15 protein-coding genes are annotated in these 21,462 nt (G+C 37.8%); 8 read left to right on the forward strand and 7 right to left on the reverse strand.

Translation table 11 applies throughout. The features are described from left to right. Nucleotides 1–452: 452 nt before the first annotated feature. Entirely contained in the window at nucleotides 453–2,783 is a 2,331-nt protein-coding gene (locus SB679_RS20600) for a TonB-dependent receptor (RefSeq protein ID WP_410704190.1), read from the forward strand. Between the two features lie 3 nt (nucleotides 2,784–2,786). Beyond that, on the forward strand, nucleotides 2,787–3,593 hold the full coding sequence (locus SB679_RS20605; RefSeq protein ID WP_410704191.1) for a DUF4249 domain-containing protein: 807 nt from the start codon (nucleotides 2,787–2,789) through the stop codon (nucleotides 3,591–3,593). A 124-nt stretch (nucleotides 3,594–3,717) separates the two neighbouring features. Here SB679_RS20605 and SB679_RS20610 read toward each other — a convergent pair whose 3' ends face one another. From SB679_RS20610 to SB679_RS20625, 4 genes are all read right to left on the reverse strand, one after another. Then, nucleotides 3,718–5,016, reverse strand: a complete 1,299-nt coding sequence (locus tag SB679_RS20610) for a TolC family protein (RefSeq protein WP_410704192.1) — start codon at nucleotides 5,014–5,016, stop codon at nucleotides 3,718–3,720. 48 nt (nucleotides 5,017–5,064) lie between these two features. Beyond that, a complete protein-coding gene (locus SB679_RS20615) occupies nucleotides 5,065–7,479 on the reverse strand; it encodes an ABC transporter permease (RefSeq protein ID WP_410704193.1) in 2,415 nt (804 codons plus the stop codon). 32 nt (nucleotides 7,480–7,511) lie between these two features. Further along, a complete protein-coding gene (locus tag SB679_RS20620) occupies nucleotides 7,512–8,249 on the reverse strand; it encodes an ABC transporter ATP-binding protein (RefSeq protein ID WP_410704194.1) in 738 nt (245 codons plus the stop codon). Between the two features lie 88 nt (nucleotides 8,250–8,337). Further along, nucleotides 8,338–9,579, reverse strand: a complete 1,242-nt coding sequence (locus tag SB679_RS20625; RefSeq protein ID WP_410704195.1) for an efflux RND transporter periplasmic adaptor subunit — start codon at nucleotides 9,577–9,579, stop codon at nucleotides 8,338–8,340. A gap of 194 nt (nucleotides 9,580–9,773) precedes the next feature. On the opposite strand from SB679_RS20625, the gene SB679_RS20630 reads away from it, so the two are divergent. The 3 genes from SB679_RS20630 (at nucleotide 9,774) to SB679_RS20640 (ending at nucleotide 13,255) form a co-directional block, all read left to right on the forward strand. Then, a complete protein-coding gene (locus tag SB679_RS20630) occupies nucleotides 9,774–11,117 on the forward strand; it encodes a sigma-54-dependent transcriptional regulator (protein WP_410704196.1) in 1,344 nt (447 codons plus the stop codon). A gap of 126 nt (nucleotides 11,118–11,243) precedes the next feature. Continuing rightward, nucleotides 11,244–12,560: a sensor histidine kinase gene (locus tag SB679_RS20635; protein ID WP_410704197.1), complete on the forward strand. Its 1,317-nt coding sequence runs from the start codon at nucleotides 11,244–11,246 to the stop codon at nucleotides 12,558–12,560. A gap of 299 nt (nucleotides 12,561–12,859) precedes the next feature. Continuing rightward, the gene (locus tag SB679_RS20640) at nucleotides 12,860–13,255 is read left to right on the forward strand and encodes a VOC family protein (protein ID WP_410704198.1); all 396 of its coding nucleotides are present in this window, start codon (nucleotides 12,860–12,862) and stop codon (nucleotides 13,253–13,255) included. 98 nt (nucleotides 13,256–13,353) lie between these two features. Here the strand turns inward: SB679_RS20640 and SB679_RS20645 are convergent, their stop codons facing one another. The 3 genes from SB679_RS20645 to SB679_RS20655 all read right to left on the reverse strand — a co-directional run bounded on the left by SB679_RS20645 (nucleotide 13,354) and on the right by SB679_RS20655 (nucleotide 16,862). After that, nucleotides 13,354–13,749 carry an ACT domain-containing protein gene (locus SB679_RS20645; RefSeq protein WP_410704199.1) on the reverse strand — a complete coding sequence of 132 codons (396 nt, stop codon included), beginning with the start codon at nucleotides 13,747–13,749 and terminating at the stop codon, nucleotides 13,354–13,356. 113 nt (nucleotides 13,750–13,862) lie between these two features. Then, nucleotides 13,863–14,954: a DUF5700 domain-containing putative Zn-dependent protease gene (locus SB679_RS20650; RefSeq protein ID WP_410704200.1), complete on the reverse strand. Its 1,092-nt coding sequence runs from the start codon at nucleotides 14,952–14,954 to the stop codon at nucleotides 13,863–13,865. Nucleotides 14,955–15,056: 102 nt separating this feature from the next. Then, nucleotides 15,057–16,862 carry a serine hydrolase gene (locus SB679_RS20655; RefSeq protein WP_410704201.1) on the reverse strand — a complete coding sequence of 602 codons (1,806 nt, stop codon included), beginning with the start codon at nucleotides 16,860–16,862 and terminating at the stop codon, nucleotides 15,057–15,059. A gap of 252 nt (nucleotides 16,863–17,114) precedes the next feature. Here SB679_RS20655 and SB679_RS20660 point away from each other — a divergent pair, with 252 nt between their 5' ends. From SB679_RS20660 to SB679_RS20670, 3 genes are all read left to right on the forward strand, one after another. Next, nucleotides 17,115–18,143: a rod shape-determining protein gene (locus SB679_RS20660; RefSeq protein WP_034713537.1), complete on the forward strand. Its 1,029-nt coding sequence runs from the start codon at nucleotides 17,115–17,117 to the stop codon at nucleotides 18,141–18,143. Between the two features lie 202 nt (nucleotides 18,144–18,345). After that, nucleotides 18,346–20,346, forward strand: a complete 2,001-nt coding sequence (locus tag SB679_RS20665; protein ID WP_410704202.1) for an ATP-binding protein — start codon at nucleotides 18,346–18,348, stop codon at nucleotides 20,344–20,346. Nucleotides 20,347–20,468: 122 nt separating this feature from the next. Further along, on the forward strand, nucleotides 20,469–21,440 hold the full coding sequence (locus SB679_RS20670; RefSeq protein WP_410704203.1) for an alpha/beta fold hydrolase: 972 nt from the start codon (nucleotides 20,469–20,471) through the stop codon (nucleotides 21,438–21,440). The last annotated feature ends 22 nt before the right edge of the window (nucleotides 21,441–21,462 follow it).

Genomic DNA, 21,462 nt, shown 5'->3' on the forward strand with positions numbered 1-21,462 from the left:
GAAAAACAATTATACTGGCTTACTTATTTAAAGTGTGGTATTAATGAATGATCAAAATATCAAAATGAATAATGACTCATTTGCTTAAAAATTAAACAATGATCATTTATTATTTCACAATACATTGAAAAATATCAAATAAAAATACAGTAATGCAATCCAATAATTAAGGTTTAATCCCGTTTAAAACATAAAAATTAACATATCCGAATCTTTTTTAAAAATTAAAATACCTATTTTCGCGCTACTTATTTTAGGTATAAAAAAATTTAAACACCATCACCTTATAAAAAACTATTTAGCCTTGACTTATCTATATATTTTCTTCTCTGTTCTTTCGATAGACCACTCAACATAAGTTTTATCTTTTAAAACACGATATTTTCTATTTTCTTTAACCCTAATCCACATCCTATTATTCTTAGATTTTTACTATTTTAAACATCAACTGAATGCAAACATCTTTTTTAAAAATTGCTACTGCCACAGCTGCGCTCTGTTTCAGCACGTTCGCAATAGCACAACAGAAGTATTCCGTAAGCGGAACCATTAAAGACAAAAAAAATGGGGAATTGCTAATCGGAGTAACTGTAAAAGTGGCTGAGGATCCAACGATTAACGTTGTTGCTAATGAGTACGGCTTTTACTCGCTGTCATTACCAGAGGGTAATTATACGATGATCATTTCGTATCCGGGTTACAGAGATTTTGAACAGCAGGTAAAAGTGGATCAGAATATTAAACTGGATCTGCCGCTCAACCAGGAAGAACAAAGCGTAGGAAAGATTGATGAAGTCGTTATTTCCGGGATTAAAAAAGATAAAAACCTGACGTCTGCCCAAATGGGTACTGAGACGTTAAGCATCAAAAATATAGAAAAACTGCCTGTCTTGTTCGGGGAAAAGGACGTTATGAAGACGATACAGCTGTTGCCGGGTATTAAAAGCAACGGTGAAGGAAGCAGCGGATTCAGTGTAAGAGGTGGTGCTACGGATCAGAATTTAATATTATTAGATGAAGCGCCTGTTTACAATGCGTCTCACCTATTAGGATTTTTCAGCACATTCAACAGTGATGCATTAAAAGATGCCAGCATCATCAAAGGAAATAGCCCGGCACAATACGGAGGCCGTCTTTCTTCGGTGATGGATGTAAAAATGAAGGACGGAAATAATCAGGATTATAACGTCAACGGAGGAATCGGTCTTATCAGCAGCAGGCTGAGTGTGGAAGGACCCATTCAAAAAGAGAAATCATCATTTATTGTATCGGGAAGAAGAACCTATGCCGATTTGTTTCTGAAATCAACGGATGATTTTAAAGACAGCAAATTGTATTTTTATGATCTTAACCTGAAAGCCAATTATCAGATCAATGATAATAACCGCCTTTATCTGTCCGGATATTTTGGAAGAGATGTGCTGGGTATCGGGAAAACGTTCTCAACAGATTGGGGAAATACTACCGCGACATTGAGATGGAACAGTATTATCAACAGTAAATTGTTCTCCAATACTTCATTCATCTACAGCAATTACAATTATAAAATCAGCTTAGAAAGCAACGATAATACCTTTGGCTTAAATTCCCAGATTGAAGACTGGAATCTTAAGCAGGATTTTACATGGTTTGCAGGAAATAAACATTCCGTTCGTTTTGGTTTCCAGTCTATTTACCATACCCTGACGCCAAGCAGTGCTTCCGGTACCAGCGTAAGCAGTTTTCCAAGAAATCCAAGATATTCATGGGAAAATGCGGTGTATATGAATGACGATTTTAAAGCTTCAGATAAGCTTACCGTTAATTATGGACTAAGACTTTCTACCTTCAGTGTGCTGGGTGGTGACACATTCAATACGTATGAAAATGGAATTCTTACAGGCAGCCAATATTTAGAAAAAGGGAAATTCGGAAAGACGTATGTTAATCTTGAACCGCGTATTACTGCCAATTACCGTATCAATGAAGTAAGCAGTGTAAAAGGTGGCTATTCCCGTAACACTCAAAATCTCCATCTCCTAAGCAACAGCAGCAGCGGAAATCCTACCGACCAGTGGATCGGAAGCAGCTATACCGTAAAACCGGAAATTGCAGACCAGGTAAGTTTGGGATACAGCCGAAATTTCAATCATAACAATTATGAGATTAATGCAGAGATTTATTATAAATCCATGCAAAACCAGATTGATTTTAAAAATGGTGCTCAAATCACCTTTGATACAGCCGCAGATGTAGAAAGTGAATTGCTGTTTGGGAAAGGAAGAGCTTATGGTCTGGAACTGATCGCCAAAAAGAAATCCGGGAAACTGACAGGCTGGATCTCTTATACGTTATCTAAAACGGAAAGAAAAATCAATGGTATCAATGATAATGAATGGTACGATGCAAGAATGGATAAAACCCATGATCTTTCGATCGTTGCAACGTATGAACTGAATAAAAAGTGGTCTGTTTCAGGGTTGTTCCTTTACAGCACCGGAAATGCCGTTACGTTTCCTACCGGGAAATATGAGCTGAACGGGCAAACGATCTTCCAGTACAGCAGCCGGAATGCAGACAGAATGCCTGCATACCACAGAATGGATCTGAGTGCTACGTATGAGCCGGAAACCACCAAACGTTTCCGTGGATCATGGTCATTCGGTATTTATAATCTGTATGGACGCGAAAATGCCTATACGATCACTTTTGAAGACAATCCGAATAACCCGGGGACTACCCGTGCTATGCAGACATCATTATTCCGTTGGGTACCAAACATCACTTACAATTTCAAATTTTAAATCATGAAGAATACATTTTTTATCATATTATCGCTGTTTTTATTAACGTCTTGTGAAAAAGAAATCGACCTGGATCTTGCCGACAAAAGCGGAAACATCGTTATCGAAGGAAATATCACCGACCAGCCCGGACCTTATTATGTGAAAATAACAAAATCCGTAGCTTTTACTCAAAACAATCAGTATCCTGCTGTTACAGGTGCAGAAGTTATTTTAAGTGATAACACCGGACAAACCGAAACCTTGCAGTATGTAGGCGACGGAAAATACAGAACGTCAACCTTCACAGCGGTTACCGGGAGAACGTATACATTGAAAGTTCAGGCGGAAGGAAAACAATATACTGCCCAGAGTACAATGCCGGCGGCAGTAAATTTCGATGGTCTTACGCAGGACTCTTTTGTTTTCGGTGGCGTAACGACTTATACCCTTTTACCTGTTTTTACGGATCCTGCAGCATTAGGCAACCGTTATCTCTTTAATTTTACGGTTAATGATAAACCTAAAAAGACCTTTGAAGTATTTTCGGATAACGTTAATAACGGATTAGTTAATCAGCGTCCTCTTTTCCTTCCTAATGATGATGGCGACGATCCTGATGATGTTAAAGTAGTCCCTGGAGATACCATCCACGTTGAAATGCAGTGTATTGATAACAACATTTTTACGTTTTACAGTGCTCTCCTTCAGATCAGCGGAGATAATGGCGGCGGTGTCACTCCCTCCAATCCTCCAAGTAATGTAAGCAATGGAGCTTTAGGTTATTTTTCTGCCCATACAACGAGCACGAAAAATTTTGTGATTCAATAAGAAGTTATACACTTACATCTTATATAAAATAACAGGCTATTAAATAACAGGCTATTCCTAATGATTGAGAATAGCCTGTTTCTATTGAAATGAAACGTGATTTTATTTTTTAAAGCCAGATCCTCTATTGACTGGACTCAAGTACTTTTAATAATTCTGTTTGCTGGATCACCTCATTTTTACTGCTGATAAGATTATAATTGGCCTGAAGCCAGCCGTTACGTACCACAAAAAAGGTGTAGGCATCCATCAATCCTTCTTTATATTTTTCCTCAGATTTCTGAAAAGAAAGTTTCTGATTTTCGAAATTGGCATCCAGCAGAGTATATTTTTCCTGAGCATTTAAAAACTGGGCTTTAATGGCATTAATGCTCTGGGTAAGGGTATTAACAATCAATTCTTTATCATACTCCGAATAGATTGTGTTCAGTTTTGCCATTTCGCTATTGATTTTCACCTGTAACTTATTGAAAACAGGAATACTGAGTCCAAAAGAAAGTGACTGGTTTTTATTCTGGGTAAACTGATCCGAGAAACTGATCGCAGGAACATCATTTTTACCCAGCACTTTATTATAAAAACTCGACCAGCTGTAACTTCCATTCAGCGTTGGCCAATACCCTGCTCTCGCGATATCTTCTCTTTTTTTCTGGGCATTGATTTCTGCCATCACCGATTGATAGGCAGGATTTTTTTCCAGCAGCTTTCGGGTAAAATCAGGATCCTGAAATTCATTTTCGGAAAGAACTTCTCCATCCGTCATCACAAAGTCCAGAGAATCCTGAGTAACCGCCAAAGCATTCAGAAGATTAATTTTTGACAGATCACGCTGATTTTTTGCGGATACCCACTGTTCCTGCAACGTTCCAAGATTCGCTTTGATATCGTACACATCGCTTTTGGGACGGTTGCCGATTTCCACTTCTTTTTCGGTACGCCTGATCTGTTCTTCAATCCCTGAAATCTGTGTTTCCAGTACATTCAACCAGCTTCTGCTGTTCTGGTAAGTAAAAAACATTTGAATTACGCTCAATTTCACTTCATTCTGCGCTTGTTTGAGCTTGTAAGTACTGGTTTCTTTATTAAGCTTAGACAGGGAAATATTCAGAAAATTTTTCCAGTTGAAAAGTTCCCAATCTGCTCTTGCATAAAATTGGTCATATTGCGTATTGAGCGTTTCCCTTTGATTGCTCGACTGGTTGATGGAAGATCCAAAGCTGTTCGTGTGATTGACACCTGCTTCTACAGAAGGAAGCAGCATTCCTTTTGAGCCAACCACCAGCCTCTCATTCTTTGTAACGGTAACCGTAGCCTGCTTAATCAACGGATGATGCGCCGTGGCATAGTCGAGACACTGTTGCAGGTTCCATGATTGCTGTGCCGGAAAAAGGCCAACAAAAAATATGAAAATGAAATTTTTCATGAGTTCGTTCTGGTTTTAATACATAGTAAAAGTAATAGGATAATCCGGTTACTCATACTTCAGGTAGGTGACAAGATTAACTTTGGTTGCTTTATAGGCTTTAATGCTTACCACAGCAAACGTCAGCACAAGCAGTACACAGAAACTGACGATAAACGGCCAGACCGGCATATCAATTCTGTAGGCAAAATCTTTTAGCCACTCATTCATCAGATAATAACAGATAGGAATGCTGATGAACACGGCTATCACAGTAATCCATAAGAACTGGCGGGTAAGCCCGAATATCAGCATATTGTCTGATGCTCCCAGTGTTTTTCTGATGGCTACATCCTTCAGTTTCTGCTCGATCATTAAGGAAGAAAGTGCAAAAAGCCCCAGTAAAGCTACCATAAGTACCATGGCATTCAGAATGGTAAATAAGGTCTGCTGTTTTTGATAGGTAACAAAGGTTTTTGCAAACTTCTGATCGATAAAAGAATATTCAAAAGGATAGCCTGATTCTGCTGTGGTTCCCCAGAATTTTTTAATCCTATTTACGGTTTCATCAATATCATTCGCTTTTAATTTCACCTGAATATTATATACTGTAAATCTTTTCCAATCGGTAACTTTATAATGAAAAAATAATACCGGATCAATCTTATAATTAAGACTCTTAAGATTAAAATCTTTAACAATACCTACAATTCTATATTTTTTATTATCAAATCCAGGATCAAAACTACGCTCTAATACCTGCTCATCTGTAAAACCAAATTTTTTAACAAATGCTTCATTAACGATTGCATTGCTTATTGTATCCGATGCCAAAGAGGGATTCAACCAACGTCCTTTTAATAATTTCACCCCCATAAACTGGAGATAATTATAATCCATAGAGCCCATTTGTATACCCACAACATCTTGTTTATACTTTATATCCGAGCTACTTATCCGTTCATCTCCTGCCACTGCTTCACCAAAAGAAACAGCTTCCACTCCATTAATTTTTGAAAGTTCGGTCTTAAGTCTTTCATATTTCAGCCATGGTTTAGGATGATTTCCTCTAAAGTCGATCATCATAACCTGCTTTCCATTAAAGCTAAGGTCTTTATTCATCATGTATTTAACTTGACTGTTAACAATGAGCCCGCCAATAATAAAAAATGAAGAAATAACAAGCTGAAGCGTAAGAATTCCGTTTCTGAGCCATATGCCGTTCTTGCTTCCTGCAAAATTTCCTTTCAGAGTTTCAATAGCCTTAAAACTGGAGAGATAAAAAGCAGGAATTGATCCGGACAGTAAAGTGACCATCATCACCATCGCGAATGAATAAGCATAGACATGCCAATCATTGAGCTTTATTTCTTTATTAAAGAACTTATTGAAAGAGGGAATTAAAAACTCGGTCATTGCCAAAGAAAGAAGATACGACAGCAAACAAATAATAAAAGTTTCCAAAAAGAACTGTATCATCAGAGAAGATCTTGTTCCGCCAATCGCTTTTCGTACTCCAACCTCTTTAGCCCGTTGTGATGCTTCCGCCGTTTTCAGGTTGATAAAATTAATAGCTGATAAAACAACAATCAAAACAGATAATGTAAATAAAATCATAATTGTCTTGAGATCCCCTACTCCGAACCATGATGCTTTTGAATGGAGTTTCATCTTATCCAATGGTGTGAGTAAAATTCCGTTAGGACCATACATATACCTAAATTGCTCCAGGGTTATTCCTGTGTTTTTAGCACCAACCGCCACTCTTAATTCTATAATATCGTTTTTTAATTTCTCTTGTATTACCTTAGGATCAGCCCCTTTTTTAAGCATGAAAAGACATCCATAATTATAATTTCCCCATTCTTCTTTATCATTTTTCAGTTGTTCAGAAGGAAGGATAACAAATTGAGGTTTTATCTGACTGTTACCTTCAGCAAGTTCATAGACAGCTGTAATAATAAAATTTTTATCATCAACTTTTATGGTCTCGCCTGCCACTTCAGTTTTTCCGAACAGTCTTTTTGCAGTCTGCGTAGAAATAGCGATTGAAGTCTCTGATTTTAAAGCATCTTTAGCACTTCCTGAAACAATTTTAAATGGAAAAAAATTAAAAAAACTATCTGACACTGTGAAACCTTCCTTCTGAAAAACAGTTGTCGATTTTGTCATTATCTTACATCCTAACTTTGGATTGTTAAAAAGAAGAAAATCTTCCACTTCAGGAATCTTTTTTACAGCATTAAAAGCTATAGGATAGGATATTCCTCCTCCATACGTTTTATCTTTTTTATAATAAGTCTGATAGATATAGATCTGATCTTTTTTGGGATTCCATTTTTCATAGGATTCCTCGTCATTCCAATGCATCAGGATCAGCATAAATCCCGTAAGTCCTATCGTAAGTCCAAAGAGATTAATGAGGGTGGACAACGCTTTTTTTTTATAATTGATCAGAGCAATTTTGAGCCAGTTTTTGAGCATATTTGTAGTGTTGTAATGAGTGATACTTAACCTTAATCCTTCTTAATGTATTCGAATTCTTTAGCATCCGCTTTTGCAAAAACATCCTTTCTCTGGGAAGCATGTTCTTCGTTAAAAATTTCGCCATCTTTCATATTGATGATCCTGGACGCAAATCCTGCATCGTATGAAGAGTGGGTCACCATGACAATGGTAGATCCTTCCCGGTGAAGTTCTGCCAGAACATTCATCACTTCATTTCCGTTGGAGCTGTCAAGATTTCCGGTCGGCTCATCAGCAAGGATGAGTCTTGGTTTCGTCACCAAAGCTCTTGCTACCGCTGCCCTTTGCTGCTGCCCTCCTGAAAGCTGTTGAGGATAATGCTTGGCACGGTGGGAAATATTTATCTTTTCCATAATTTCTTCCACTTTTCTTTTTCTTTCTGAGGAAGAAACGCCGTTATAAATCAAAGGCAGTTCGATGTTTTCATACACAGTAAGCTCATCAATCAGGTTAAAATTCTGGAAAATAAAACCTATATTTTTTTTACGGACATCAGATTTCTTTCTTTCACTCAGTCCTATCATTTCAGCTCCTTCAAACTGATAAGAACCGGCAGAAGCTGAGTCGAGAAGTCCAAGGATACTTAAAAAAGTAGATTTCCCACAACCCGAAGGTCCCATTATGCCCAAAAATTCGCCTTCTGTAATACTGAGATTCACTTTGTTTAAGGCATGGGTCTGTACATCTTCTGCTTTATAAATTTTTGAAAGATTATGGATATTGATCATTGTATGTATGTTTAAGGGTAATGTTTAATGATATTGTTGATAGCTTTTTATGGCTGATGGTTATCAAGGTCTAAAAATATTCATCTTTTTACTTTTTAATGGTAAGGATTTCATATTTTTTCAGATCTGAATAATCTGAAGTAATAACGGTTTCTCCGGCCTTTAGCCCTGATATCACTTCATAATACAGAGGGTTTTCTCTTCCAAGGCTGATGGTTCTTTTTTCAGCCTGATTTCCTTTGACCACAAATATCCATTTCCCGTTAGTGTCTTTGGAGAAACTCCCTTTAGGAATCATCATGCTTTGGGTATCGGCTGAAAGTTTTAATTTCACCCCGAAAGTCATTCCTATTTTCAGGTTTTCCGGCTTTCTTTCGGTAAAGGTAAGCTCTGCTGAAAACTGTCCGTCTTTTACCTCCGGCAGAATTTTCGTAATCATTACTTCGTCGGATTTACTGTTATTATCAAGCGTTCCTTTGATCCCGATATGAAGTTTGTTGATATAATACTCATCTACCTTCGCTACGAGTTTATATCCGTCCATCAGGTCGATTTTCCCGATGCTCAATCCGCCCGTCAGGTTCTCTCCGAGTGAAATATTGAATGATGAAAGTCTTCCGGAAGCCGGTGCCGTGATCAGGAAATTATTTGTATTGGAACGTAAAATCTGAAGACTTTTCTCCATCTGTCCTATGGATGTATTCACCGACGACATCTGGGCATTTCTGGAGTTTTTCTCCGTTGAAAATCCTTTTTCTACAATTGATTTTCTTTGTTTCTGGTAGGTAAGGTTCTGCATACTGATATCGTAATCTGTTTTTTTACCGATCTCGGCATCGTAAAGACGTTTCTGAAGATTAAAGTTCTGCAATGCCGTATTGTAATCATTCTGGGCTTGCAGTAATTCTTTATCCTGAGCGAACTCCTGATTCTTCATTTCAAGAAGGGTACTCCGCATCTGGCTGATCTGCTGCATAATCCCCGTTTCCTGGTTCATATAATTAAACTCCGTATTGGGATTGTAGACCCTGGCAATAGGCTGGCCTTTGATCAACATAGCTCCGTCCTCGGCAAAAATTTCCTTCACGACTCCCCCTTCCAGTACATTCACCAGTGAAGAATTAAGAGATTGTGTCTGTGCGGTAACCATAAGCATATCTTCAAATTTCCCATGGGTTACCTGGTCTGTCTGGATGTCTTCTGCGGAGACATTGTACGTTTTTTTCTGTCTTATAAAATACAAACTGGAGGCTGGTATGATCACCATTACTGCCAATCCGATTAAAACAAATTTTAATTTCGATTTCTTTTTTACTATTTTCGTATCCATATTGAAGATAACTCATTTTGTCACAATGAATTACACAAGGCAAGTGCCAGAAAATTATAAACGCGTAAGTCTCTGACAATCTGCAATACTCATGTAAGCAGCAGAAAGCTCACTGTTCATTATCGGACACTTTTTGTCCGAAAGTGAACACTTTAATTAAAAAAGAATTAGTTTTAATACAGTCAATACAAAACATGCGTAAAAAAGAAGCCCACATTCTGATTGTGGATGATGAAGAAGATATTCTATTCTCTGCAAGAGTCTGGCTTAAAAAGTTTTTTTCAGAAGTGAGCTGTCTCAGTAAGCCTGCCCAGATTCTGAAATTCATGACCGAAAACCAAGTGGATGCTGTCGTTCTGGATATGAATTTCAGAAAAGGATTTGAAAGCGGACAGGATGGTCTTTACTGGATGAACGAGATCAAAACCCTCGACCCCAACCTTCCTATTATCCTGATGACGGCTTATGGCGAAGTGGAATTGGCTGTAGAAGCGTTAAAAAATGGTGCCTCTGATTTCATTCTAAAACCCTGGAACAATGAAAAACTTTATGCTTCGGTAAACCTTGCTGTAGATATTTCAAGAAAAAACAGAAAGCTCAGCCAATGGGTGAATGTGAGCCAGAAAAGTAATCAATATCAGCTGGACACTTATTCTTTAAAAATGAAGGAAGTGCTTGAGCAACTCAGAAAAGTAGCCCCCACAGAAGCCAATGTTCTGCTGTTGGGAGAAAATGGAACCGGAAAATATGTGCTGGCGGAATCGATTCATGAACAGTCGGACAGGAAGAACCAGCCTTTTGTTCATATTGATCTGGGCAGTATTTCTGAAGGGCTCTTTGAATCTGAATTGTTTGGATATAAAAAAGGAGCTTTTACGGATGCCCATCAGGATTACGCCGGAAAAATTGAAAATGCCCAAAACGGAACCGTATTTCTAGATGAGATCGGAAACCTGTCAATTCAGCTGCAGACCAAACTTTTAAGTTTAATTCAAAACAGAAAATTATCGAGGTTAGGAGAATCGAAAGAGCGTTTATTGGATGTCCGCTTTATTTTTGCGACTAATGAAAACCTTAAAAAAGCGGTTGCTGAAAATCGTTTCCGGCAGGATCTCTATTACAGGATCAATACGGTAGAGATTCAGATTCCGGCTTTAAGGGAAAGACCGGAGGACATTGGCTTATTAGCTCATTATTTCCTCGACCGCTACAAGCAGAAATACCATCAGCCGAATCTTGAACTTACGGATGATTTACTGCTGACCTTAAAAAATTATCCATGGCCGGGAAATATCCGCGAATTGGATCACTGTCTGGAAAGAAGTGTTATCCTGTCTAATGATAATCATCTTCAGCTGCTTATGCCGCAACCGGAAGAGTTTGAAAATACCATCGTCAACCTCAACATTGAGGAAATGGAAGAAATCCTGATCAAAAAAGCGTTAAAAAAACATACGGGAAATATTTCTTTAGCCGCTGAAGACCTAGGACTTTCACGGGCTGCGCTGTACAGAAGAATGGAGAAGTTTGGGTTGTAGGGAGAAGCCAAGATTTTAGATGTCAGATATCAGATATCAGATGTCAGATGTCAGATGTCAGATTGTTGGTTAAGGAAAGTATTGTTACATTGTTACATTGTTACATTTAAAAAATATACAGAATTTATGGGTAAAAACAGGTATCTGTGGGTGATTTACAATCTTCTTACCATCGCCAGTGGTATTACAGCATATCATTTCTTTTCAGAAGGAAAATGGTTTAATGCCCTGCTTTTTGTTGGTTTTATCGTTGTTTTTCTGGTTATGGTGTATTCCTCACTTACTTCGCAGATTTCTAAAGCGGAAAAAATCATTCTTTCCATCAGGAGAAAAGATTTTTCGTTATTTCCAACGGAGGAAGGCAATGAACTTGTGGACAGCAGTATCCGTTTATATTACCAGAGCAAAGAGGAACAGCTTTCCCTATCTTCCTATAAACTCCTGTATGAAACTATCCTTGATCATATGGAAACAGGGCTGATGATTCTTTCCGCACAGCATGAAAAGTGGGATGTATTTTATGTGAACGGTGCTTTTCTTGAGATTTTACAGGTTCCCAAGTACAACAGCTGGGAGTTGTATGCCACAAAAGTTCCGGAGTTTTATAAGATTATTGAGGACACGGGCTATAACAATTCTCAGGAATTTTTTGACATTTCGATTCATGGAAATTCCAAACAGTCTTTTTCATTACGGACAAAACAGGTGAAAAATACACAGCATCATTTCTATATTATCACCCTTGAATCGGTCCAGAAAATCATCGAACAGAAAGAAAAAATGGCATGGAACAACCTGATGAAAGTAATTTCGCATGAGCTTCTTAACACCTTAACCCCAGTTAACAGCCTGATCCAGAACCTGGAATATATCAGCAACCAGGAAACCATTGATAAAGAGGATCAGCAGGAGATGAAAGAAAGTCTGATGATCATTAATTCCAAATCAAAACAGCTTTTGAATTTCGTGGATGATTACCGCCAGGTAGCCGAACTTCCCAAACCTGTCCTGGCTCCTGTTTCGCTGAAAAATGTGATAGAATCTGCTGCCAGTATTTTAAAATCTACGCTTACACAACAAAATATTCAAATGATGATGGATATTGAAGATTTCAGAGTTTTTGCAGATGAGAAAATGATAGAACGCAGTCTTATTAATCTTTATCTGAATGCGATCTTTGCCGTTTCCGAAAAGGAACACAAAGCTATCAAAACAAGTGTCAGATCACACAATAACAGGATTGTGGTAAGTATTACGGATAATGGGTCTGGTATTATACCTGAAATTAAGGACAAAATATTCCTGCCTTTTTTTACCACAAGAGCCGGCGGCTCCGGAATTGGATTAACGCTGACCAAAAGCATTATGGAAGCACATGGCGGATACCTCAACTATCAGGCACTGGAAGAAGGAAGCACTTTTGAGTTATGGTTTTTGAAATAAATATTCAGCGTTTCTATTGATTTCCAATCAATAGAAATAGGCATTAAAATTCTATTAATTTGTTGGAAATCGCAAAGGCGCAAAGTCATACTAACCTAATGAATTTTTTTAAGACGCAAGAAAATCAAAGATTTTCAGCAAAAGGTTTATGTAAATTTGTAGATATGTTCAATTAATCTCTGATACAATTTTTACTTTTAAAACTAGTTTCAACAAAAATCTATGACCCTGCTGACATGCTGTTGTCATAGCTCTGCCCTACTTTTGTATTATTATTTACATGATCTATTTCAAAGCGTATGAAACTAACTTCATTAAGAATTATTACAAAAGACATCCAACAATCTGTTGCATTTTATGAAAAGGCAATTGGATTAACAGCTCAGTGGTATACCGAAGATTTTGCAGAGCTTTCTGCCAGCTCCATTACCTTAGCCATTGGAAGCACCCGTACCATGAAAATGTTTGGTGAAAATCTAACAGGGTCAACTGGTGGTAAAAACAGTATTATCGAATTTCTGGTTGCCAATGTTGATGATGAATATGAAAGAATTAAAGAGATGACAACCGACATCATTCAGCAGCCAACTACTATGCCTTGGGGCAACCGATCGCTGCTGTTTTGTGATCCGGATGGAAATTTAATTAACTTTTTCACTCCTGTAAGTGTTGAAGCAATTAAAAAATTTAGCTAGTATTTTAGTCTCTTATGAAAATTCCGCTTCAGTTGTGAGGCGGAATTATTTATTAATATAAAAGAGACAATTGCTTGGAGTTCATATGATAATGCAATTTAAGTACTGAGTTTTCTCAACGCTTCCATCGCCCTTCCGGCATCCCCTTTCGCTACAAAAATATGATCATGAAAATAGGCGGCAATTACATTACAGCTAATGTTTTCGCGCTTCAGTGCATTGGCAAAAGCAGCTGTTAATCCTACCGCTTCCAGTGAAGAATGCACACTGAGGGTAATCCAGGATGAAATATAATTGTATTTTAAATTCCATTCATCAGCAATAGATTTTTCCAACACTACCGTAACAGCCTCTTTTTCCCGAAAGAAAAACAACAACTTTTCCATATTTGGGATTTGGCTCAGATTTTCTACGGTAGAGAAAACATAGTCGCCTGAATTCAATACAGGTTCCATGTTTTGAAGCAATATGGTAAGATTTTTTTCTCCTGACATTTTTTCTGTAAAACTAAAAGTTATGAACCAAAATTTATTTATCAATTGATAAAAAATATAGTTCTGATTTCTAAAAAAAATATTCAGCTTATCCTTTACATCAGTACTATACTTTACTGATACTGTTCAATCTTAGCTTTAGGTCTGTACTTTTTATCCAGCTCACGAACAAGTTCCATTGTCGTTGCAGAGAGAACATAGGCATTTTTGTCTTTTTTCGATGCTTCATCATACAGATAGATAAACTTGAAAGGATCTTCAATATGTTTGATCAGTTCTTTTTTATAACCTCCTTTTTCGATGATATTGGACATATAATATCCCGGAACGTGACCGCTGGTGTTCCAGTTATTAATGAGTTTATTCATCTTTAGCTTAGACCGGTCTAAAGGTTTTACAGATAATAAAGAATCAATATTTTTAAGCACGCTTGCTCCGTCTGTAATGAATTCTGCAGCAGTTTCCCGCTGAAATGCCAATAGCTTTACCGCGTCTTTGCCCATATATCTTTTATCTGTTAAATCAGCACTTCCTTCATTCAGTATTTTCTGAAGCAGGTTTATGATAACAGCATCCTGATCTTCCACTTCAAATACAAGTTGGGGCCTCAAAACATGATGGAATTCGTGACCTCCCATTGCACCCATCTTATTAGAATCTTGAAAATAAGCTGCTATAAGGGTGAATACCATCCAACCATTCTCAATGTGGGCATCATTATGTATCGGAATGATGGTCACTTTGTATTCAGGGACTGTTTTGTGGCTTTGCTTGGGAAGCATCTGATAGGTATATTGATAACACGTTTCAAAATAATGTTTAGGATCTTTTTTGATATCGGTGAGATAAGTTTTCATCTGGTCTTCGTTCACCTTATATTCATTCACAATATAGATCCACCAGTTTTTTAGAGGATCTTTTAGCCTTTCCTGTAATGCCACACTGTTTTTTGGCATATAGACTATTTCCATGCTCCTCCTATAATTTTCTATATAAGCACTGTCGACACCCTGATCTTTCAGATATACCTGTATGGCTTCATTTTTTAAAAAGGTATTCCATGTTTTTTTGTCAAGAGGCTTATTATTTTTTAAGTCTGCCGTAATTTTAAAATATTCCCAGCAGGAAGTATCATCAAAAGTTTGAGAATACATCATCTGAGAAGATAAAAAAGCAAACAAAATGAATATAATTTGTTTAATCATTGATTTATTTTTTAATGAAATGTTATGTAGTTAAAGTATAATAAAACACACTGAGACTGTAAGTATGTTATCTGAAATCCAGCATCTGACATCTAAAATCTATTACAATCTTTTTAAAACGTTAGCAGCGTTCGTGTTGTTGGGATTGATGTCCAGTACTTTTTGGTAATTCCGTTTGGCTTTTTCCTTTTCTCCGGCTTCCAGATACGCTTCCCCCAAACTGTCAAATACATTTTCACTGTTAGGATATAGCAGGGTATTCACACGAAATATGTCAATTGCTTTTGTAAGTTCTTTCTGTTGAAGTAAAGCGTAGCCTACTCCATTCAGATAGTTTTCAGAAAGAAGATGATGATAAGGATCTTCTGTTTTTGCTTTACGGTATGCTTCTGATCCTTTCTCAAAATGGCCTTCCAGAATCATTTCTAACGGAGTTTTTTCATTATCATTCATCAGCGGATTTGATGAGCGAATTGTTTTATCATTCAGGATCTGCACCAACTCCTTCTTTCCTGTTTTTTTGTTTTTTTCAAATTTCACAGTATAGTCCCAATCACGAAGGGCAAATGTATTATTTCCTACTTTAATCAATTCTGCAGGAGTTTCTGCATTATTCACTGCCATTAGCTTTCCTTTTTCACGGTAGATTTTGTAAAAGCCATAGATATCAGATTGGTACCGCCCTACATTGTTGCTAAAGTCTTGGGGAGTTACCGACATCACTTTATAAACTGGAGCTACAAAATTCGGCCATTCATAAACCGTTGCCACAGAACGGATCAGCTCTTCAATAAACATAGGCTTATTGGTATTGGTTAAAATCACCATTCCATCACCGTTAGTTTTATTTCCGATGAATTTGCCGGAAAAACCTTCATTATCGCCTCCATGGCTGAAATATACCTGTCCACTTTTATTTTCGATGAAAATACCTAATCCCATAAACGGATCGATAAAAGGAGTGGTAAATTCTTCTGCCATTTTTTTTGAAATAATGGTATGGCTTTTATCGCTCAGCGTATTTTGAATATCAATAACAAACTTTGCGTAATCTTCAGCAGTAGTCCATAATCCCGCAGGTGCCATCTCAGGATAGGTATGATATTTCCCCTGAACTTTCGCCCCGTTTGCAGAATATGCGGTAGCTGCCCATTGGGACTGAGCTTCTGGCAAAGGCTGGGTATAGGTACTGTTTTTCATATCCAGCGGCACCAGCACTTTCTCTTTCATGATGGTGGCGAAATCTTTCCCTTCAATGTCTATAAGCATTTGCTGCATGACACAATATCCGCCGCCGCCGTACCGGAAAGGACTTCCGGGTATTTTATCAACTACAATTCCCGGGGAATTGGCCGGACTTTGTCCGTTCAGAACCTGAAGCAAGGTAGGAACAGGCTGGCCGGCTTCATATCCTAAAAACCCACCTACTGTAAGACCTGCAGTATGGCTTATTATATTTTTAAGGGTAACTTTCTTTTCTTTTGTAAATTCATTTTCGGGGACTTTCCAGGATTTCAAATAGGAATTTACATCAGCATCAGGATTTATTTTTCCCATTTCAACTTCCTTTAATGCGGCGTAGGCACTTACCGGTTTGCTCATTGATGCAGCCTGAAAAAGGGTTTTTGAATTAACCGGAACCTTAGTGTCCTCATCTGCTACACCATATGTTTTGCTCCAGATTACTTTAGAATCTTTAATAACGGCGATGCTCACTCCGGGAATATGATAATATTTCATCCGTGATTCAATCGTCCAGACCGGATCGCCTTCAAAGCGTACAGCAGGCACTAATCCGGATTCTACTTTAGAAATTTCGTTTTTTAATGAAGACTCTTTCTGTCCAGAAACTAGGTTCACCATCATTCCAAAAACGAGCGTAATATAAAAAGGAGTTTTAGCCTTCATTGTATTTCATGGTTTGTTGGGCTAAAAGTAGATAAGTTTTATGGATATATCTATATACAATTTAATAACTGGTAATGAATTAATAGTATGGATGTTATCTATTCAAAAACAGAGCAATTTGGATAACCATAAGTGAAAAAGTTCACTTTACAAGGATAATTAACACAACTTTAACTTCTATTGTTAGGTATTTCAGCACTTATATCAATACATAAAACCATACTTTTGTAATCTAATAAAAGAATGAAAAAGATGGGGTTATTTGATATGTTTACCCAAGAGATCGCAATGGATCTTGGAACCGCTAATACACTAATTATACATAATAATAAGATCGTTATCGATCAACCCTCTATCGTCGCTATTGACCGTACTACAGGAAAGCCCATTGCAGTTGGCGAGCAAGCCAAGCTTATGCAGGGGAAAACCCATGAAAATATTAAAACCATACGTCCGCTAAAAGATGGAGTGATTGCAGACTTTCATGCTTCAGAGCATATGATTAAGGAATTCATAAAACAGATTCCCGGTATCAGAGGCCGGTTTATACAGCCTGCACTCAGAATTGTCATCTGTATTCCTTCCGGAATTACCGAAGTTGAAAAAAGAGCTGTAAAAGATTCTGCATTGAAGGTAAACGCCAAAGAGGTAAAACTGATCTATGAACCTATGGCTGCTGCAATTGGAGCAGGAATTGACGTTCAGAATCCTGAAGGAAATATGATTATTGATATAGGGGGTGGAACAACTGAAATTGCAGTAATAGCGCTTGGAGGAATCGTTTGCGATAAATCTCTGAAAATAGCAGGAGATGTATTTACCAACGATATTGCTTATTTTTTAAGATCGAATTACAATCTGTATGTCGGGGAAAGAACCGCCGAAAGAATAAAAATCGAGATAGGTTCGGCTCTGGAAGAACTGGATTATCCTTTGGAAGATATTCCTGTACAGGGAAGAGACCTCATTACGGGTAAGCCAAAAGAAATCATGGTGAATTATAAGGAAATCTTCAAAGCGCTGGACAAATCTATCATGAGAATTGAGGATGCCGTGCTGGAAACGCTTTCGCTTACTCCACCAGAACTTGCCGCAGACATCTATAAAACAGGGATTTATCTTGCAGGAGGAGGTGCCCTTCTTAATGGTTTAGCCGATAGAATACACCGAAAAACAGGATTGCCTGTATGTGTAGCTGAAGATCCTTTAAGAGCTGTAGTCCGTGGAACGGGTATTGCCCTTAAAAATATCAACAAGTTCAGGTTTTTGATGAGCAGTTAAAGCTCGTATCATTAAAACAGTACTAAAAATCATCATCTCATCGGATATCCCCTATCCGATGAGATGTTCTGGATACCTATATCATCTGTTTTCAAACCTCAAAAAACACCTTTATTTCTGCTGATAAGAAGTGTTTAAAAAACCCTTTTATGCCCGCTCATTGAAGGATATTAATTATCTTTGTGTACTTTTTTAATCTATTATGAATTCTCCAGATTATATTCTTCCTGAACAGTTATTGAGTATACTTTTCAGGTCACCCAATGCAACAGCGGTATATACTGGTGATGACATTGCCATAATCAGCGCCAATGAGGCTATGCTGAAATTCTGGGGAAAAGATCGTAACGTTATTGGTGAACATTTCATTAACGCTCTTCCAGAACTTTCAGGACAGCCTTTTCTTGATATTTTAAAGCAGGTATGGAGATCCGGAGAAACGTATATTGCAAAAGACTATCCTGCCATTATTGAAATTGATGGCGAGCTTCAACACTTTTATTTTGATTTCGAGTACAAAGCAATAGGTAATGACAATGGTAAAACGGCTTATATCCTGCATACCGCTTCTGAAGTATCAGAAAGGATGGAAGCCAGAAAAATGGTCAAAGAGAAATCAAAAGCAGAACAACAACTCACTCAGGATCTCGTAGACCTGAACGAAGAATATATCGTAACCAACGAAGAACTTTTACACATCAATGCCAAGCTTGAGGCAGCTAACAAAGAACTCGTCTATTTTAAAAACCAGCTGCAGGAGGCTAATAATACACTGGTTGAAAGTGAAAATCGTTTCAGATCGCTTGTAGAACATTCTCCCGTTGCCATGGCATCACTTAAAGGAGAAGACTTTACAGTAGATGTAGTGAATGGTACCATATTGGAAATTTGGGGTAAAGACCGCTCTGTAGTAGGCCTTCCTTTACGTATAGCACTCCCTGAATTAGAAAAACAGCCTTTTTTGGGTATTCTCAAAGAAGTTTATGAAACAGGTAAGGAATTCTATGGACAGGAGCTCAAAGTACAACTGATGGTAGGCGAAAATCTTACTGAACGTTATATTAATTTTGTATACAAACCGATCTCGGGTACAGATGGAAAAACGACTACCATTCTGGTGGTAGCCTCAGATGTCACCGATCAGATCAATGCCCGGGAATCCGTTCGTGAAATCAATACCCGTCTGGAAATTGCAATGGATGCAAGCAGCCTGGGATCTACCGAAGTAAATCTTGCAACAGGCATCATGCTGAGCACCGATCAGTTTAAGCGTAACTACGGTTTTTCTCCGGAAGAAAATTTCACATACGCAGACCTGTTTGAAGCAATATTCCCAGAACACAGAGAAAGAGTCAGAGGACTGGTGCAGGAAGCCATCAGAGTAAACGGTATTTATAAAACTGAATACCCTATCAAATGGCGGGACGGCTCTTTGCATTGGATAGAAGCCCACGGACGTCCAAGATACGACGAAAATGGAAATGCTGACCGAATGGTCGGGATGACGGCTATTATCACAGAAAAAAAGCTGTTTGAACAGCGTAAAGATGATTTTCTAAGTATTGCAAGCCATGAACTGAAAACTCCGATCACTTCTCTTAAAGCATCGCTTCAATTGCTGGACCGTATGAAAAATAAACCTTTTTCAGAGACCCATATCAGACTCATTGAACAGTCCGGAAAGAGTGTAGAAAAAATCGTGGTGCTTATCGACGATCTTTTAAACATGAGCAGACTGAGTGAAGATCAGCTAAAACTTGAAAAAACAAGGTTTAACCTTCATGATATGCTTTCTATGAGCTGCAATCATATAAGAATGGAAGGTAACTATGAGCTTATGATCCAGGGAGATCAACATCTGGAAGTGTATGCCGATGAACACAGAATTGACCAAGTGGTGATCAACTTCGTGAATAACGCTGTAAAATATGCTCCGCATTCTCAACACATCCACATCACAACAGAATTACTGGAAGGTTATGTGAAGGTGTCTGTCCGGGATTTTGGAAACGGAATCGATGCCAAGGTTCTTCCCAATCTTTTTGACCGTTATTTCCGGGTAGATCATTCAGGGAAATCCTATTCAGGGCTTGGTTTAGGGCTGTATATCTGTTCAGAAATTATCCGGAAGCATCAAGGCCAGATTGGTGCTGAAAGTGTAATTGGTGAAGGAAGTACATTTTGGTTCACGATTCCTGTTTAAAAAACACCATTCATTTTTATAATTTTAGGACTCTCAAAATTTATCCTTCTATCCAGAATAAATTTCGTAGACTTGTCTATCCCGGAAAACTCAGGTAAAGAGGCGGGTTCTAAACTATAACTATGAAAAAAATAATTTTCTTTCTCCTGTTTTTTTCTCTGATCACAACAGTAAAAAGTGCGGTATCCGATAAGGACAATCCTTTGAAAATCGACACCACAGAGATCGTACAGATCGGTGGAATCAAACAGTTTATTAAATTACAGGGAACAGACAATGCAAAACCTTTATTACTTTTCCTTCATGGCGGACCCGGAACATCATTAATTCCTGTGGCAGATTCATTTACCAATAAGCTTAAAGAACATTTTGTAGTGATTCAATGGGATCAGAGAGAAGCTGGTGAAACCTTAAAACTGAATCATTCTCCTGAACAGCTTTCTCTGAGTTTATTACAGAAAGATACCGAAGAAATTATCCACTATTTACTAAAAAAATTCAATCGTAAAAAGCTATTCCTGGTTTCCCATTCGTTCGGATCTATGCTAGGCTTTAATGTTGCCGAAAAACATCCTGAATTATTGTATGCATACATTCCCATCAGTGCTATTGTGGATCAGCTGAAAAGTGAAAAACTGACCATGAAAATGCTTACTCAATGGGCAAAAGAAACCCATAACGCCGAGGCTGCAAAAGAACTGGCATTGGTGAAAATCCCATTTGAAAAAGAAGACGATCTGTTCTATTCACAAAAGTGGTTATTCATTCATAATGGAGTGGATTTCGCCAAGGAACCCGGTTTCAAAGCAAAATACCACGAGTGGCTGGCCGTTTGGTTTCCTATGTGGAAGAAGGCGGTAACCAACAATCTTTTCAAGACCTTACCGGCACTGCAATGTCCGGTATATTTTATAGAAGGAAACGGCGATCAGCAAAAATCCCATTACCTTGTTGAAGATTATTATAAGTTGTTAAAAGCACCCAAAAAAGATCTTTTTTGGTTTGAAAAATCAGGACATACTGTTTTTAACAGCGAACCGGATAAACTCCAGCAGGTCATCATTGAAAAAATACTTCCTGAGACTTTTCAATAACTCTTTCAATATTCAATAATAA

Source organism: Chryseobacterium sp. SIMBA_029, from assembly GCF_046535275.1.
GTDB lineage: Bacteria > Bacteroidota > Bacteroidia > Flavobacteriales > Weeksellaceae > Chryseobacterium.